The organism is Empedobacter sp. UBA7248 (assembly GCF_002472945.1).
Lineage (GTDB): Bacteria > Bacteroidota > Bacteroidia > Flavobacteriales > Weeksellaceae > Empedobacter > Empedobacter falsenii_C.
The window spans coordinates 202,000-218,799 of record NZ_DKSU01000007.1; the positions used below are offsets into that span (position 1 = coordinate 202,000).

Below are 16,800 nucleotides of genomic sequence, written 5' to 3' on the forward strand. Positions count from 1 at the left end.
CAAAAATAATTATTATGAAGTTAGATTTTAACAATAAAAGCATTCCAGAGATTTTAAGTGAATTTCAGGATAAAAATACCTTTCAATGGCAAAATGATATTTTTGATTTGATGAAAAAGATCGATTCAAAAGAAGAAAAAGTTAATTTCCATTATTCGAGAGAAGATAATGTTTATATATCGAATTTTGATCCTCGATTTGTGAATGAAACGTTTCATTCGTTAAATAATTTTTTAGGATTGAAAAAAGGTGATTCTACGCTTTTAAGTTCATCGGTTTTAGAAAATGAAGGAGAAATTTCATTGGTTCAGGCCATAGAAGGAGGTTTTGATTTGTATTGTCATGAAGATTCGGATAAAGTGAAGATTCCATTAACAGACGAAAGTCAAGACGAAATAGGATACGCATTAAATTATGCTTATTTGACAAAGAAACAGATTGAGAATTCTTTTGAAGATTTGGCAAGAATCGAAAAAATTGCTATCGAAAGTGATGATTTGTCAGATGATTTGAAAAGTAAATTGAATGATCAAACGAAAACAAGTTTTTATCAAGTTTTTACCGCGAATGGGTTTCCGATTGCAGTAAAAAAAATAGATGAAACAGATTATACTGTTTTAGATAAAATAGAACTTTCGGAAGATGAAAAAGGTAATTTAGTCTTGAATTCGCCTTACGAAAAAGAATCACTAAATTTATATAGACAGGCTGTTGTTTCGGATGATCAGAAAAAGTTTAGATGGATTTCTGGAAATGAGTGTAAGTTGAATGGGAAAGATGTGGTGAATTTAGAATTGATCGAAGAGAAATTAAAACCATATATCGATTATAATTTTATTGTAATTGCTTTTCCGAAAAAAGGAGCTACAGAAGATGTAATTTCTTTGGTAATAGAAAGTCGATTTGCAGAACATGTTGATATTCCAAAAAGTGAATTAGAATCTTATGAAGTTCCGCAACAAACATTTTTTATCGGAGATTTCCCAAAAAGTAATGATAAAGCAGCTATTAGAGCAGAATTAATTAGATTGTTGAAAGAATCTAACGAAAATAATTAATTAAAAAAGGGATACGATGACATCGTATCCCTTTTTTAATTTAAGCAATAAACAATTTTTAGTATTGAATATCAATTAAAGATTTTAACGGAATCAAAACTCCATTCTTAATTTGTAAAAATTTATCCGTAACAGACCAAACAGTCGTCTCAATTTTCTTAGGACCTTGATCTGTCTGAAATGTAATATATGCTTTCGATTTGAATTCGTTTCCTAATCTTACTGCACCATTCAATTTCTTTGCCTCTACCGTTACTTCGTCTTTTGGCGCGTCTAAAAATTTATAGTTTCTTACTTCTTCTTTTTCGATAAGTTCTGCTTTCATCATTTTTTTAAATTTTGGTTAATTTAATCTTCCATAACACATGTATGAAATTAATCATATTTTTCAATAAACCATAACTTTCGTCATATTTTTTTGAACTTAATTAGAATTATTCAAAATACAGACCAAAATCAATTTTATGAAATTAAAATTTCATTAGAATATTAATCTTTTCTTCAACATATTAATCTGAAATAATATTATAGAAATCACTAAATTTGCAGAATGTCAGACGAAAAGAAATTTAAATCCGGTTTTGTAAACATCATAGGAAATCCAAATGTTGGAAAATCTACTTTGATGAATATGTTGATGAAAGAGCGTTTGGTTATCGCAACACACAAAGCGCAAACTACGCGTCATCGTATCAAAGGTATTTTGACAGGAGAAGATTATCAGATTGTATTTTCGGATACTCCTGGTGTTTTGGATCCTGCTTATGAACTGCAAACAAAAATGATGGATGCAGTAAATGAATCGTTGGTGGATGCTGATGTGATTCTTTATGTTGTAGAAATTGGAGAAAAACGATTGAAAAATGAACAAGTTTTCGAACGTCTGCAAAAAACATCTACACCAATTATTTTATTGTTGAATAAAATTGATACAGCTACGCCAGATCGATTGAATGAAGCAGTAGAATATTGGCACGAATTATTGCCAAAAGCAGAGATTTTACCTATTTCGGCAAAAGAAAACGTGAATGTAGATTTGTTGATTAATAAGATCAAAGCAATTATTCCTGAAGGGCCACAATATTATCCAGAAGATCAATTAACAGACCGTTCGGAGCGTTTTATTGTAAACGAAGTAATTCGCGAAAAGATTTTATTGAACTATCAAAAAGAGATTCCTTATTCTGTTGAGGTAGTAACAGAGCGTTTCAAAGAAGATTTGAATTTAATTTCTATCGAAGCTGAAATTTTTGTAGAACGCGATTCTCAGAAAGGAATTATTATTGGACATAAAGGAGAGTCTTTATCGAAAGTAGGAAAAGAAGCAAGAGAAGAGTTAGAAAAATTCTTTGATAAAAAAGTATTCTTGAAACTTTTCGTGAAAGTGCGAAAAGATTGGAGAAGCAAAGAGAATGATTTGCGTCGTTTTGGTTATTAAAAACGGTTAAAAAATAGATAAGTCTTGAGAAATCAAGACTTTTTTTGTGGCTTTACCTAAATTTTAGTTGTAAATTTATAGAACAAAATCTATTCTAGAATTTAATTATTATGGCTAAAATATTATTTCCAACCGATTTTTCGGAAACAGCGAACAATGCTTTTTTGTATGCGTTAAACCTTGCAAAAGTTCTTAAAACAGATATTAAGTTAGTTTCGGTACAATCAAATCTTAAAAATTATCTTGAAGTTACAGAAGAAAACTTCGAAAATTATATCAATAAACTTAAAAATATTGCAAAAGAAAATAACCTTGAACATGTAAAAATAGAGAGTTCTTTGGTTGTTGGCGATTTGTTGTTGATGATTTTGGATATTATCAACAAAGATGATATACAATATGTGGTGATGGGAACGAATGGACAAAATAGTTTAGGCAAAAAGTTTTTTGGCTCTAATACTGTAAATGTCATTAATAATTCGCCTGCGCCTGTGTTGGTTGTTCCAAATAATGTAAAATTTAAAGAAGAAAGAAATTTTGCTTATGCTACATTGTTTAATCAAAAAGAGACAAAAGCTTTGGCGCAAATGGAAGAAGTGACAAAACGTTACGATAAATTGTTAAACATTGTACATGTTGATGATAAATCGATTACTCCACAAATGTTAAGCGTTAAAAAAGAATGGGAAGAAGAATATCCTGAAGCGATAATTACAATTGAACCGAGCAAAGATGTAGAAGGAGGATTAATCAATTATTGTACAAAAAACAATATCGATGTATTAGGCGTTGTTCACCGTGAATTATCATCTTTCGAAAGATTATTTACAATCAATCATAGCCAACGATTATTGTCGAGTGCAAATGTAGCGTTATTGGTTTTTCAGGAAAGTAAATAAATTAAAAACATAAAACTTAGAGCGGAGAATTCTCCGCTTTTTTGATTGGCTAAATTTTTGCAACAAATTTCTCAAAACACTTTTATGACGGAACTTCAGAAAATACAAAACCTCAAAAAACATAAAGCTATTGCGACAGGATTATTCATTTTGATGGCTTTTATTTACTTTTTGATGGTTTATCTAAGTCAGCATTCATCTGCGAAATGGATTGGATATGTGGAAGCATTTGCCGAAGCAGCAATGGTTGGTGCACTTGCCGATTGGTTTGCGGTTACGGCTTTGTTCAAATATCCGCTTGGACTTAAAATTCCGCATACAAATCTGATCGAAAATAGTAAAAATGCGATCGGAGATAATTTGGGACAGTTTGTAACTGAGAATTTTTTGACACCTTCTACAATTCGTCCATATATTGAGAAATTAGAAGTTGTAAAATACGCAGCAGATTGGTTGAATAAACCTACGAATCAAGAAATGTTGCAAGAAGAATTGATTAATTTCTCCAAGAAAATTGTCAAAGATTTAGATGATAAAGATGTCGTTGATTTTATAACCTTGAAAGGTGATGAAATTTTGAAACAATTTGATTTACCTGAATTAGTTTCGTCAAGTTTAGAATATATTTTAGAAAAGGAAAAACACGACGAAATTTTGGAAGCAATCATTCCAAAAGCGAAAGAATATATCTTAGAAAGTGATTTGATTATTAAAGATAAATTAAACGAAAAACATCCTGTGATTTCATTTTTTGCTGGTAAAAAAATATCGAAAGGAGTAGTGGAAGGTGTGGTGAGTTTTTTGGATGAGGTTGAAGCGGACAAAGAGCATCCAATTCGTCATAATATCGAGCGAATTATCCGAGAAAACATTCAGAATATAAAAGAATCTCCTGATTGGAAATTTAGGTTAGAATCGCTTCGAGATGATTTTATCACAAAAGAACGATTGAATGATTATGCTTTGGATTTGTGGTTGGCGATTAAACAAAATTTGACCGAAAGTTTTGATGATGAAAATTCTGCAATGCAAGTTTACATTAAGAAAAATATAAAAAAATTGACCGAAAATTTGAACGATAACCAAGAAATGATTGATAAGATTAATGGTTGGGTGCGTCATTTTATTTACCGTATGATTTTACGAAATGTCAAAGAAGTGGAAAGTTTGATTAGTAATACAGTTGATAAATGGGAAGGAAAAGAGTTGAGCGAAAAGCTAGAATTGGAAGTTGGGAAAGACTTGCAATTTATTCGGATTAACGGAACATTGGTCGGTGGACTTGTTGGTTTAGTTATTTACACGATCACGCAATTGGTATTTCATTAAAATATAAAAGCTCGAGAAATTCTCGAGCTTTTTCAATTAACAACTATAAATATTACTTAACTAAATTAAGTTTTTCATCTGCTTTCCAAATTCTATATTCTAAAGTATAGCCTTTTGGTACGTAAACCACGATTGGTAATTTGCTATTGTAACGCGTTTGAATAGATTGTGCGTGTACAATTTTTTCGACAGATTTATTGTCAAAACATCCCATTAAAGTTCCTCCAACGTTACCATTTGATTCGAAATTGAAATAATCATAACCCCAACCATCAACAGTTTTTTGTTCGAAGGCTCCTGCTAAGAAAAAATGATTACAAGAATCAACCAATGTTTTTTTACCTGCGAAAATTTCTACACTATAATTATCTTCGTTAGGTAAAGTTTTCAACGTGATAATTTTTTGTTCATATCCATCTTTTGCTTTTGGATACATTGAATAATCTATTTTCATATTTTTTTGCGCGAATGTTACCATAACCATTAATAATGCTAAAACGCTAAATACTTTTCTAAGTTTCATACTAATTTGATTTTATTTGTTTTCTATTAGTAAGATGCAAAAGTTGGGTGAATGGTTGTGCGAGGAAATGTTAAATATTTGTGAAATAAAAAAAGACAATCAAATTGATTGTCTTTTTTGCTCCTCCTCTTGGGCTCGAACCAAGGACCCTCTGATTAACAGTCAGATGCTCTAACCAACTGAGCTAAGGAGGAAAATCCGATATTTTAAAATTTTATTTTTAAGTCTTTGTTTGACATTTCACTAAAAAAGCTCCTCCTCTTGGGCTCGAACCAAGGACCCTCTGATTAACAGTCAGATGCTCTAACCAACTGAGCTAAGGAGGAATGTTGCTTAATTGTGGGTGCAAATATAGAAGTATTTTTTACACCCACAAAAAATATTTTAAAATTTATTTAAAAATCATGTTCACAATATCGTTCCCGAAGATGAATACCATTAATCCTAAGATAATTACAACTCCAACCATTTGTGCTTTTTCTAAAACTTTTTCACTTGGTTTTTTACCTGTCACCATTTCATAGATGGCAAAAACGGCATGTCCACCGTCCAAACCTGGGATTGGTAATAGGTTAATGAATGCTAACCAAGCAGAAATCATAGCTGTGAATGACCAGAAAAATAACCAGTTCCATTCTTTTGGCATTTGTTTTACCATTCCAATTGGTCCAGCAACTTGCTTACGACCGTCTTTTACTTGGAACAATGTTCCAATTCCACGAACTTGCGTTGCAATCGCCTCAAATGGCTCTACAATCCCTTTTGCGATTCCTTCACCAATTGTATAATCTTCCTTAGAAATTAATGAATCTAAATATGCTGTTGATCTTAGGAATCCAATGCTTCCATCTTTATCTACATTGACCATCAACTCTACAGGCTCGCCTTTTCTTTCAACACTTAAAGAAACTGTTTTTCCTTTGTATTCTTTTAATTTATTTGTTAAATCTGAAAATAGAGGTGTTGTGAAACCATCAATAGCAATTACTTTATCATCTTTTAATAAACCTGCTTTTTGTGCTGCACTATTCTCAACAACAGAATCTACAACAGTTGGCATTTGAGGAATAAAGAAAGCGCCTTTAGCGTTTAAAATTTCAGTTCTGAAATCTTCTGTAATTGGTAAAGAAACTTCTTTTCCTTGACGTTTTACATCTAAAGTTTCACCACCTAACAAGGCTTCTTTTCCTATTTCATTTAATGCTTGATATTTAACACCATTTACACCAACTGGAATATCACCTTTTTGCAAGCCGAATTTAGTTTGCGTTGCATTCGCTTCGATTCCATATTGCATTTTGTTTACATCAACAAAGCTTTTTCCTTGAGAAATGAATAAAATAGTATAAATAATCATCGCTAAAATGATATTTACAATAATACCTCCTAACATGATGATTAATCGTTGCCAAGCTGGTTTTACACGGAATTCCCATGGTTTTGGCTCTTGTTTCATTTGTTCCAAATCCATGCTTTCGTCAATCATTCCCGAAAGTTTTACGTAACCTCCAAGAGGCAACCAACCGATACCGTAAACAGTATCACCAATTTTCTTTTTCCAAATGGCAAATTTCACATCGAAAAAACAAAAGAAACGTTCGACACGAACGCCAAACCATCGCGCTGTTACATAATGTCCTAGTTCGTGCAACATTACTAAAAGCATCAAACTAAGCATTAATGTAGCTATCTGTATTAACATATTGTTTTAAATTTATTTATGTTCTAATTTTATTAAACGATTACAAAATTAATCGAATTTATTTATCAAAGCTGTTTATTTTTTCCATTCTAAGGTTTCTAACAATTTTTTTACATCTTTTTTGATATAATCAACTGCTGGAGCTAAAGAATCAGGTTTTGGTTGAGTTTTGAAATAAACTGAACCAGCCAAAAAATTCTTTACACTATCCGTCGCATGAAATTGAATATTAATCGCTGATTCTCCTCCTAATTCATACATAGTACCAAAAACCTTTTTTTCTGGAAAAGAAAATTCTTGTGGCGAGATAAAACTGGCTTTAACCGTCTGTTCTTGAACAAAACTTTCACTTTCTTTTATTTGAACGATTAAATCTTGTGGTGACTGAACCGGAAAATATGTCAGGTAAATTGTCGCTTTCATTCGTGGATAAACAATATTGAAAGAGTTTGGTTTTTTGCCCACAATCACCTTCCCAAAGTTTGAATACTGAAAAGTATAAGGCACATTTTCTTTGAATGATAGATAAGTTTGTTGCGGATATTCGAGACGAACTTGCCCTAAAGGTTTGGCAACTTCCTCGTTTTTATTGCACGACACAAAAAAAATAGCACTACTACATAATGCTATTATAGTTTTAAAATTCATTGTATAACGTAAAACGTTAAGTTTTGTAAAATTCATTTAATTTTTTAATTTCTAAAAAGGCAAATCGTCTTCTCCTTCATCTATAAAAGGTGGCTCGACAACTGTTGTGTTTTGTTGACTTTGCTGAACTTTGTTCTGATCATTTTGCATGGCTTGACGTTGTTCATTGTCAATTTTTGGTGTCAAAAACTCGATTGAATTTGCTACGATTTCTGTTGTATAACGCGTTTGTCCGTTATCGTCCCATTTGCGCGTTTTGATGCGTCCTTCAACAAAAACTTTATCTCCTTTTTTCAGATAACGATCACACAATTCTGCTAATTTATTGCGTGTCACAATATTGTGCCATTCTGTTTCTGTAATTCGCTCTCCCGTTCTCGAGATATAAGATTCTGTCGTTGCAATAGGAAATCGTCCAATACAATTTTGTTCGTCAAAATGATGCAATTTTACATCATCACCCAAATTTCCGATCAAAAGTACTTTATTCGTTGTTCCATTCATAGTTGTAATAGGTTTTTAGTGGCTTGTTACTTACAAAGTTAATCCAAATAATGTTTATTTATAAATTTTTCTATTGGTTTTGGAAGCGGATAATGTTCGAGATCGTTTAAAGCAATCATTTCAAAATCATTTTCGGCTTGCAAATTTGTTATATCTATTAAAGATACATTTAATTTCCAATATTTTATAAATAAATTTTGATGCGACAAAATGTGTTTCTCTTCTTCTATAAAAATTAAATTATTTTCAAGATTTTGATCTAAAATCCAACCTTTATCCAATAAATCAGTTTCAGTTTCGATTTTTGGAAAAGTGAATAAATTTTTCCAAACATCATTTCCAATTCGTTTAGACAAGGCAATTTTATCTTCATTTTCGATGAAAATAAAATGTAAAAAACGATTCGAAACTTTTGTCTTTTTTAATTTTATAGGCAATTCGTTAACTTTATTCAATCGAAGCGCTTCACAAGATTCATTAAGCGGACAAATTTCACACTTTGGTTGTTTTGGTGTACAAATCGTTGCTCCCAAATCCATCACCGCCTGATTAAAATCACCTGGACGTTTTTTATCAATGATTTCTAAGCCCAAATCCCAGAAAATCTTCTTTGTTTTTGGCGAACTTATATCATCTGTAATATTAAAATATCGCGCAAAAACTCGAAACATATTTCCGTCTACAGCAGGCACAGATTCATCATATACAATAGATGCAATTGCAGCTGCAGTGTAATCTCCTACACCTTTTAGCTTTTTTAAATCTTTGAAATTATTCGGAAATTGTCCATTTAATTCATCAGCAATCGTCTTTGCCGTGAAGTGCAAATTTCTGGCACGGGAATAATAACCCAGTCCTTGCCAGAGTTTTAGGACTTTTTGTTCGTCGGCATTTGCCAAATCGAAAATAGTCTCAAATTCTTGTATGAAATTATTGTAAAATTTCATACCTTGGTCAACCCTTGTTTGTTGGAGAATAATTTCCGACAACCAAATGTGAAATGGGTCTTTTGTATGACGCCAAGGTAAATCTCGTTTATTTTTGTCAAAATATGACAAAATCAGATAGTTGAAGTTCATAAAAACTGAAAAAATCTTTTTTTGTTGGGATACTATCGTTATATTTGCACCCGCTTTCAAATTTAAGAATAATAAGAGGAATTATGACAAAGGCAGAAATAGTAAATAACATTTCAGGTAAATTAGGACTTGAAAAGAGCGATACTCAAAGAGTGGTAGAATCGTTTATGGAGGAGGTGATTAAATCATTAGTAGAAGGAGAAAATGTATACTTAAGAGGATTTGGTTCTTTTACTATTAAAACTAGAGCTGAAAAAACAGGTAGAAACATTACAAAAGGTACTTCTATCATTATCCCAGCACACAACGTTCCTACATTTAAACCAGCGAAGACTTTCATCGAAGATGTAAAGACTAGCGAAGCAAACGTAATCAAATAACAATAAAATAATTGTATCATGCCAAGCGGAAAAAAACGTAAAAGACATAAGGTAGCGACGCACAAACGCAAAAAACGTCGTCGTCTTAACAGACACAAAAAGAAAAAATAATTAGTAGCTAAGCTATTAATAATTTAGTCTTTTTACAAGATAGCACTTTTCAATGGAAATTTTGGAAAGTGCTTTTATCATTTTTAAAAACATAATTTTTTGATGAGTAAAGAATTAGTGATTTCAGCCTTAGCTGATCAAGTACGCATCGCAGTTTTAGATGAAGGTCGCTTGATGGAATTTCATCAAGATACTGCAAATGATGGCTTTGCAGTTGGCGACATTTACTTGGGTAAAATCAAAAAATTAGCTCCCAGTTTAAATGCAACCTTTGTTGACATTGGTTATTCGAAAGATGCATTTTTACATTATCATGACTTAGGTCCACAAATACGTTCGTCAAATGCGTACAATAAAATTGTAGCAAATGGCACGTACAAAACCGAAAAATTGAAGAACTTCCGTATGGAAGAGCCGATTGACAAAGATGGACAAATTACAGAAATCTTTGCTCCAGGTGATTCCGTTTTGGTTCAAATTACAAAAGAACCAATCCATACGAAAGGACCAAGAATTACTTCTGAAATTTCAATTGCTGGTCGATATTTAGTTTTAGTTCCATTTTCGGAACGTGTTTCGATTTCGCAAAAAATCAAACAAAAACCAGAACGCGATCGTTTAATCAAAATTTTAGAAGGTTTAACACCAGAAGGCTTCGGAGTTATTATCAGAACAGTTGCCGAAGAGAAGAACGCAGAAGAATTGCAAGCAGATTTGGCTTATTTGTTAAACAAATGGACTCAAATCTTCAAAAATCTTCAAAAAAAGAAAGCGCCAGCTAAGATTCTTAGCGAAATGGACAGAGCTTCTTCTATTTTAAGAGATAATTTTAATGATGATTTTATTAAAATTTCTGTTGATGATGACGAATTAGCAGACGAAATGCGTGAATATTTGGAAGTTATTGCACCAGATAAAATTAATTTGGTAAAAGAATACGACGATCCATTTGTTCCAATTTTTGAAAAGTTTAATGTCGAAAGACAAATTAAACAAGCTTTTGGTAAAACGGTAACTATTCCACAATCTAAAGGTGCATATCTTGTGATTGAACATACAGAAGCGTTACACGTAATTGATGTGAATTCGGGAAATATTTCTCGTAATTCTAAAAATCAGGAAGACTCAGCTTTTGCCGTAAACAAAATTGCTGCTTCAGAAATTGCACGTCAATTGCGATTACGTGATATGGGAGGAATTGTTGTGGTCGATTTTATTGACATGACGGATGTAGAACATAAAAAAGAATTGTTCGAGCATCTGAGAGCTGAAATGGCGAAAGATAAAGCAAAACATAAGATTTTGCCACCAAGTAAATTTGGATTGATTCAGATTACAAGACAACGTGTTCGCCCAGAAGTGAATTTCGTTACAACTGAAGAAAATCCTAACCAAGAATCGAATGAAGTTGAAGCACCTATCGTTACAATTGATAAAATTGAACAAGTGCTCTTGAATATCCTTGACAGAAAAGATAAGGATTTACGAAAAATGTCGTTGCACGTGCATCCTTTCGTAGCTGCTTATTTACAACATGGATTGCCAAGCATTCAGATGAAATGGTTTTTTAAGCATAAAAAGTGGATTAAGATTGTACCAAGAGATGCGTACAAATACTTACAATTTAATTTCTTGGACAAAGATCATAATACACTTTACAACGAATCAAATTAAGAAAAGCCTCGCAATTGCGAGGTTTTTTGTTTTATATTCGTTACACAACAAAATACTATGAAAAAAATCTTTCGAATTCTTCTCAAAACTTTAGGTGCTTTAGTTTTACTGATTGTGGTGTATTTACTTGCAGTAGTTTTGCTGCCATTAATTCCAGTAAATAAGCAAAAAGAAAAGCCTAATGATCAAATTACAGCGTATATTTTGACAAATGGCGTACATACAGATATTGTGGTTCCAGTAAAATCTGAAGCGATTGATTGGTCGACTTTTGTGCCTTTTTCGGATACAAAATCGAAAAAAGAATACGAATATATTGCATTTGGTTGGGGTGATAAAGGTTTCTATTTGGATACACCAGAATGGAAAGATTTGAAATTTTCTACTGCTTTCAACGCTGCATTTTGGTTGGGAGATTCGGCGATGCATACTACTTTTTATGATAAAATGACGTTGGGAGAAGATTGTAAAAAAGTAAACATAAGCTTAGAGGAATATCAAAAATTGATTGTTTACATCAAGCAATCATTTGATTTAGATAAAAATAACAAAGTCGAATTAATAAAAACGGATGCTGTTTATGGAGATAGTGATTCGTTTTACGAAGCAAAAGGAAGTTACAGCTTATTTTTTACGTGTAATACGTGGGCAGCAAGCGCTCTAAAAGCAGCAAATAAAGAAGCACCATTGTGGACGGCAACACAACAAGGAATTTTTCGTCATTATGAATAATTTTTTTTGAATTATTTCTGATTCATTTTCAAATAGTTGTCTATTAAAGCGACTTGTAGAACGAAAAAAAATACTTTTAAGATTTGGAAGTAATAAAATTTGCTCTATATTTGCAACACAATATCGATAACGATACTCCTCCTTAGCTCAGTTGGTTAGAGCATCTGACTGTTAATCAGAGGGTCCTTGGTTCGAGCCCAAGAGGAGGAGCAAAAAAGACAATCAATTTGATTGTCTTTTTTTATTTTATATCAATTTCAGTATGGTTATTCAACCAATCTTTTGCCATTTCGAATGCAGATAAATTTTTGCTCAATTCTAGTGGTTTCTCCTTAAGTAATTTTAAAAATTGTTGATTGACTAAATCAATTGTGTAGCGTTCTGCTTGATTTAGCTGTTGTTTTTCTCGGTTTGAAGCGTAATAATTATTTTTATTAATAAAATTGAAATAATCATTGACCAATTCCCAAAGTTCAGGAATTCCTTTTCCGATTAATCCAGAACCGATAATTGATTTTCTTTTCCATTGAGATGATTTGGTTGGTAAAAATTGTAATGAACGAACAATGTCTAATTTTGCATCTTTCACTAATTTTTCTTGAAATGAATCTGATTTATTAACGAAAATCAAATCAGCCATTTCCATAATTCCGCGTTTTATTCCTTGTAAATCATCTCCAGAACCCGGAAGTTGAAGAAATAGGAAGAGATCTGAAATTTCATTTACTAAGGTCTCAGATTGTCCAACACCGACAGTTTCAATCAAAATATTTTCAAATCCTGCTGCTTCGCATAATAAAATTGCTTCATATGTGCGAGATGTAACACCGCCTAAAGAGCCATTAGAAGCGCTTGGACGTATATAAGCATTCTCTTCTCGCGATAAGTCCTCCATGCGTGTTTTGTCGCCTAAAATACTTCCTTTAGAAAGTGAACTACTAGGGTCAATAGCTAAAATTGCTACTTTTTCATCTTTACTCAGAATATATTTCCCCAGAGATTCGATAAAAGTACTTTTACCAACACCAGGAATTCCAGTAATGGCAATTCTTTTTGACGTTATGGAAACAGGTAATAAACTAATGATATGTTGCGCTAATTTTAAATCGTCTAAACGATTGCTTTCGGCAAGTGTAATAGCTCTTGATAAGGCAAAACGATCACCTTCTTTTATTTTTTGAGCAAGTATTTCGGGGTCAATTTTTCGCATAAGACACAATCTTAGATTAAAGATAAAGTCTTAATTAAGAATAAAAAAATACAATCGAGATTTGTGAAATTATTTTATATAGCTCTTGTATTAATTGGTGTAAAAAATAAAATGAATATAAATGAATATCTATTTAAAATTCAGTTGTATAAACTTTATTAATTCGTGATTATGAATTTTTTTGTTCCGCTTTAATTCTTTTTATAAAAGCAGAAGGAGATTCGTTCATTATTTGAGTAAAAGTTGTCGTAAAAGTACTGTGAGAAGCAAATCCGCAATCGCTTGCTAAATAGCTTACTTTCGTATTAATGTATTTCGGCTCATTTTGAAGTCGATTTACAATGTAATTTACTCTCAACTCATTCAAATAAGAATTAAATTGTTTTTGACGATGAGTTTTAATGATTTCGGAAAGGTATTTTGTATTCGTTTCAAATTGTTTTGATAATGAAGCAAGATTAATATCTTTCTTAGTAAAGCCTTTATTCTTCTCAAATAATTCTAATTTTCGAAGTAAATCATTTTCGGTTTTAGATGAAATGCTAAGATTATTCATTGGTTTTTCCTCAATGATAACCTCTGTTGGTGGAGTTGGAGGAATTATTTTATTTGTAACCTCTTGTTTGATTGGTTCAGAAGGAATTTCTTTAATTTCTTTTACAGAATTAATTTCTTCAGTAGAAATCTCAGTTGATTGTTTAGTTTTTTTGGAAACAAAGTAAATAATTAATCCTAAGATAATTATAGCTAAAACTATTAATGAAATGATTAACCAAGTTTCCATTTTTGTAAAATTTATATTCCGAATTAATAAAATAAAACCAATTGATAATCATTAAAATACTTGTTTTTTTACTGATTATACTATTGTAAAAATACTCCGAAATTTTGAAATAAAAAAGGCTAACTTTTAAGAGTTAGCCTTTTTTTGAAATTCATCTTTGCTTGGAGAACAACCACAGCCTTTTGAGCATCCGCCTCCTTTTGAGCTAAATGAGCTTCTAATTAATTTTACAACATACCAAACTGCAAATCCGAAAAGGAAAGCGATAAAAATATATTGTATCCAAATATTGTCCATACTATTATTTTAAAAAATGATATGCAATAAATGCAACTACATATGCCAAACCTGTCATAAACCCTGTCTGAATCAATGTCCATTTCCAAGAATTTGTTTCGCGTTTTACGATCGCAATTGTACTCATACATTGCATTGCGAATGCATAAAATAACAACAACGAAACTCCTGTAGCAAGGTTGTATGCTGGTTCTCCTGTGTTTTGATTAATCTCATTTTTCATACGAAGAAGTAAACGATCTTTTTGACCATTGTCCTCAACATCAACCTCTCCTAAACTATAAACCGTTGACATCGTTCCGACAAAAACTTCACGCGCTGCGAATGATGAAATTAAACCAATTCCCATCTTCCAATCGTATCCTAAAGGCTCTACAACTGGCTCTATAACTGATCCTAATCTCCCCAAATAAGAATGTTCTAATTTATAAGAGGCGATTTCATTTGCCAAATCTTCTTCATTCATTTTCGGATGATGAGCAGTTACAATTTCTTCTGCATTTTTGAATTGTTCTCCAGGTCCGAAAGTTCCTAAAACCCAAAGAATAATCGAAATTGCAAATATGATTTTACCCGCATCAACTAAAAATCCTAATGTTTTTTCCCAAACATTAATTCCAACATTTTTCCAATCAGGAAGTTTGTATGTTGGCATTTCTAAAATTAGGTAACTTTTATGTTTTGCTTTAATGATTAAATTTAATAAAATAGCACTTCCTAATGCTCCTAAAACACCTAAAATGTACATCACAAATAAGGCCAAAGCTTGGTAACTTAATCCGAAAATATGTTCGTCGGGAATAACCAAAGCAATCAAAACGATGTAAATAGGTAAACGAGCCGAACACGTCATAAAAGGTGTTACGAGTATCGTTAATAGACGTTCTTTATCATTTTCGATATTACGCGCAGACATGATTGCAGGAACGGCACAGGCAACTCCAGAAATTAATGGAACGACACTTTTTCCACTTAAACCGAATGGTTTTAACCATCTGTCCATTAAATAAACAACGCGGCTCATATAGCCCGTTTCTTCCATTATTGAAATGAATAAAAACAAAATGGCAATTTGCGGAACGAAAACGGCAATCCCTTCTATACCTGGAATTATTGCACCTCCAATAATTTCGTTGATAGGTCCTTCTGGAATTAAACTAATTGCTTTTTCGTCGATCCAACCAAATAAATCTTCGACCATTGTCATTAATGGTGCAGACCACGTATAAACAGCTTGAAAGATTAATAATAAAATTCCTAAAAAGATGATGTATCCAAAAATCGGATGAATCAATGTTTTATCAATTTTATCGGTTAAGGTTTCATTTCCATCAAAATTATACGAAATAATATCGTTTAATTTATCCTCTAAAATTTTATTTCGATCTAATGCTTCTTTGACTTGTAATCGTTTCGAAACAATAGAATTCTCTTTCTTAATTGTATCTAATTTACTTAGATTTTCTTTCGATTCGAATGGAACTTCTTTTTGAGAAAGATATTGCCAAGCTAAATAATCAGATTTAAGATTAAATTCATTTTTGATTTTTTCTACAATAGAAATATGCTCTTTCGGAATTTCGTAATGACGATTATATGGAGTTGCTTCTTTTGTAAAAGCTTCTACCAATTCATTAATTCCTTCGCTTGTACGCGCGTTTGTTAAGTATATTTTTGTTTGAAGAAAATCTTCTAACTTTTTCAAGTCAATATTTAATCCCTTGCTTTTGATTTCATCTTTCATATTGATGACAAAAATCGCAGGAACTTCTAAATCTCGAACTTGTTGGTACAACAAAATCGATCGTTTTAGATTAGATGGTTCACCAATAACAACCACCAAATTTGGGTAATGGTTATTGGTTTTGTCTCCTAAAGTTTTGAAAACAATTTCTTCATCCAAAGAGCTTGGATAAATTGTATACGTTCCGGGAAAATCTGTAATTTGGAATTTATTTCCATTTCGTTCTATTTTACCTTCGCGTTTTTCTACCGTCACACCAGGATAATTCCCAACTTTTTGACGAAGATTTGTTAATTTATTAAATAACGAAGTTTTACCAACATTTGGGTTACCAATTAAGGCAATTTTATAATGATTCATTATTTTTTTGTTATCAAAATTTTATCGGCTTCGTTTCTTCTTAAAGCTAAAACAGACTTGTTAGAGATGATACTAATGCAAATAGGACCACCAAACGGAGCCTTATTTTTTACCAATAAACTTGTTCCTGGAATAAAGCCCATTTCGTAAAACTTAGCAGGTATGTCTTCTGTACTAAATCCAGTTACAACTGCTTGTTCACCAATTTTTAAATCTTTTAAAGAATAATTTTCAACCATTTCTACCAATCTATCTATGATTTTACTATATGCAAAGATATTTATTTTTAATTAATCCAAATAGAAGATATGTCATAGTTTTTTTATCT

At 31.7% G+C, this 16,800-nt stretch carries 17 protein-coding genes and 3 tRNA genes; 8 read left to right on the forward strand and 12 right to left on the reverse strand.

Features of this window, described 5'->3' with window-relative positions:
• The first annotated feature begins 14 nt into the window (after positions 1–14).
• Positions 15–1,058, forward strand: a complete 1,044-nt coding sequence (locus B4A23_RS06590) for a hypothetical protein (RefSeq protein ID WP_291118294.1) — start codon at positions 15–17, stop codon at positions 1,056–1,058.
• A gap of 58 nt (positions 1,059–1,116) precedes the next feature.
• Here B4A23_RS06590 and B4A23_RS06595 read toward each other — a convergent pair whose 3' ends face one another.
• Positions 1,117–1,386 (reverse strand): hypothetical protein, encoded by a 270-nt coding sequence (locus B4A23_RS06595; RefSeq protein ID WP_291118297.1) that lies wholly within the window; start codon positions 1,384–1,386, stop codon positions 1,117–1,119.
• A gap of 222 nt (positions 1,387–1,608) precedes the next feature.
• On the opposite strand from B4A23_RS06595, the gene era reads away from it, so the two are divergent.
• From era to B4A23_RS06610, 3 genes are all read left to right on the forward strand, one after another.
• Positions 1,609–2,496, forward strand: coding sequence for a GTPase Era (gene era / locus B4A23_RS06600; RefSeq protein WP_038334822.1), 888 nt, complete (start codon positions 1,609–1,611; stop codon positions 2,494–2,496).
• Between the two features lie 110 nt (positions 2,497–2,606).
• On the forward strand, positions 2,607–3,395 hold the full coding sequence (locus B4A23_RS06605) for a universal stress protein (RefSeq protein ID WP_180905665.1): 789 nt from the start codon (positions 2,607–2,609) through the stop codon (positions 3,393–3,395).
• 84 nt (positions 3,396–3,479) lie between these two features.
• Entirely contained in the window at positions 3,480–4,724 is a 1,245-nt protein-coding gene (locus tag B4A23_RS06610; RefSeq protein WP_291118300.1) for a DUF445 domain-containing protein, read from the forward strand.
• A 52-nt stretch (positions 4,725–4,776) separates the two neighbouring features.
• On the opposite strand, the gene B4A23_RS06615 is transcribed toward B4A23_RS06610, so the two are convergent.
• From B4A23_RS06615 to mutY, 7 genes are all read right to left on the reverse strand, one after another.
• Positions 4,777–5,247, reverse strand: coding sequence for an ecotin family protein (locus tag B4A23_RS06615; protein ID WP_180905666.1), 471 nt, complete (start codon positions 5,245–5,247; stop codon positions 4,777–4,779).
• Positions 5,248–5,367: 120 nt separating this feature from the next.
• Positions 5,368–5,441: transfer RNA gene (locus B4A23_RS06620), tRNA-Asn, on the reverse strand.
• A 58-nt stretch (positions 5,442–5,499) separates the two neighbouring features.
• Positions 5,500–5,573 (reverse strand) — tRNA-Asn (locus tag B4A23_RS06625).
• Positions 5,574–5,638: 65 nt separating this feature from the next.
• Positions 5,639–6,949, reverse strand: coding sequence for an RIP metalloprotease RseP (gene rseP, locus B4A23_RS06630; RefSeq protein WP_038334862.1), 1,311 nt, complete (start codon positions 6,947–6,949; stop codon positions 5,639–5,641).
• Between the two features lie 75 nt (positions 6,950–7,024).
• Positions 7,025–7,633 (reverse strand): gliding motility lipoprotein GldD, encoded by a 609-nt coding sequence (locus B4A23_RS06635; RefSeq protein ID WP_286478316.1) that lies wholly within the window; start codon positions 7,631–7,633, stop codon positions 7,025–7,027.
• 15 nt (positions 7,634–7,648) lie between these two features.
• Positions 7,649–8,101, reverse strand: coding sequence for a single-stranded DNA-binding protein (locus B4A23_RS06640; protein ID WP_038334855.1), 453 nt, complete (start codon positions 8,099–8,101; stop codon positions 7,649–7,651).
• Positions 8,102–8,139: 38 nt separating this feature from the next.
• Positions 8,140–9,180 (reverse strand): A/G-specific adenine glycosylase, encoded by a 1,041-nt coding sequence (gene mutY / locus B4A23_RS06645; protein ID WP_291118305.1) that lies wholly within the window; start codon positions 9,178–9,180, stop codon positions 8,140–8,142.
• 83 nt (positions 9,181–9,263) lie between these two features.
• On the opposite strand from mutY, the gene B4A23_RS06650 reads away from it, so the two are divergent.
• From B4A23_RS06650 to B4A23_RS06665, 4 genes are all read left to right on the forward strand, one after another.
• On the forward strand, positions 9,264–9,560 hold the full coding sequence (locus B4A23_RS06650) for an HU family DNA-binding protein (RefSeq protein WP_019975652.1): 297 nt from the start codon (positions 9,264–9,266) through the stop codon (positions 9,558–9,560).
• A 213-nt stretch (positions 9,561–9,773) separates the two neighbouring features.
• Positions 9,774–11,345, forward strand: a complete 1,572-nt coding sequence (locus tag B4A23_RS06655; RefSeq protein WP_038334846.1) for an Rne/Rng family ribonuclease — start codon at positions 9,774–9,776, stop codon at positions 11,343–11,345.
• Between the two features lie 57 nt (positions 11,346–11,402).
• Positions 11,403–12,077, forward strand: coding sequence for a TIGR02117 family protein (locus B4A23_RS06660; RefSeq protein ID WP_291118308.1), 675 nt, complete (start codon positions 11,403–11,405; stop codon positions 12,075–12,077).
• 136 nt (positions 12,078–12,213) lie between these two features.
• Positions 12,214–12,287: transfer RNA gene (locus B4A23_RS06665), tRNA-Asn, on the forward strand.
• A gap of 31 nt (positions 12,288–12,318) precedes the next feature.
• Here B4A23_RS06665 and meaB read toward each other — a convergent pair.
• The 4 genes from meaB to B4A23_RS06685 form a co-directional block, all read right to left on the reverse strand.
• Positions 12,319–13,287: a methylmalonyl Co-A mutase-associated GTPase MeaB gene (meaB, locus tag B4A23_RS06670; RefSeq protein WP_180905669.1), complete on the reverse strand. Its 969-nt coding sequence runs from the start codon at positions 13,285–13,287 to the stop codon at positions 12,319–12,321.
• Between the two features lie 169 nt (positions 13,288–13,456).
• On the reverse strand, positions 13,457–14,071 hold the full coding sequence (locus B4A23_RS06675; protein ID WP_180905670.1) for a helix-turn-helix domain-containing protein: 615 nt from the start codon (positions 14,069–14,071) through the stop codon (positions 13,457–13,459).
• Between the two features lie 301 nt (positions 14,072–14,372).
• Positions 14,373–16,472: a ferrous iron transport protein B gene (gene feoB, locus B4A23_RS06680; protein ID WP_291118311.1), complete on the reverse strand. Its 2,100-nt coding sequence runs from the start codon at positions 16,470–16,472 to the stop codon at positions 14,373–14,375.
• A complete protein-coding gene (locus B4A23_RS06685; RefSeq protein WP_038334874.1) occupies positions 16,472–16,711 on the reverse strand; it encodes a FeoA family protein in 240 nt (79 codons plus the stop codon). Before B4A23_RS06685 ends, feoB begins: the two co-directional genes overlap by 1 nt.
• Between the last annotated feature and the right edge of the window lie 89 nt (positions 16,712–16,800).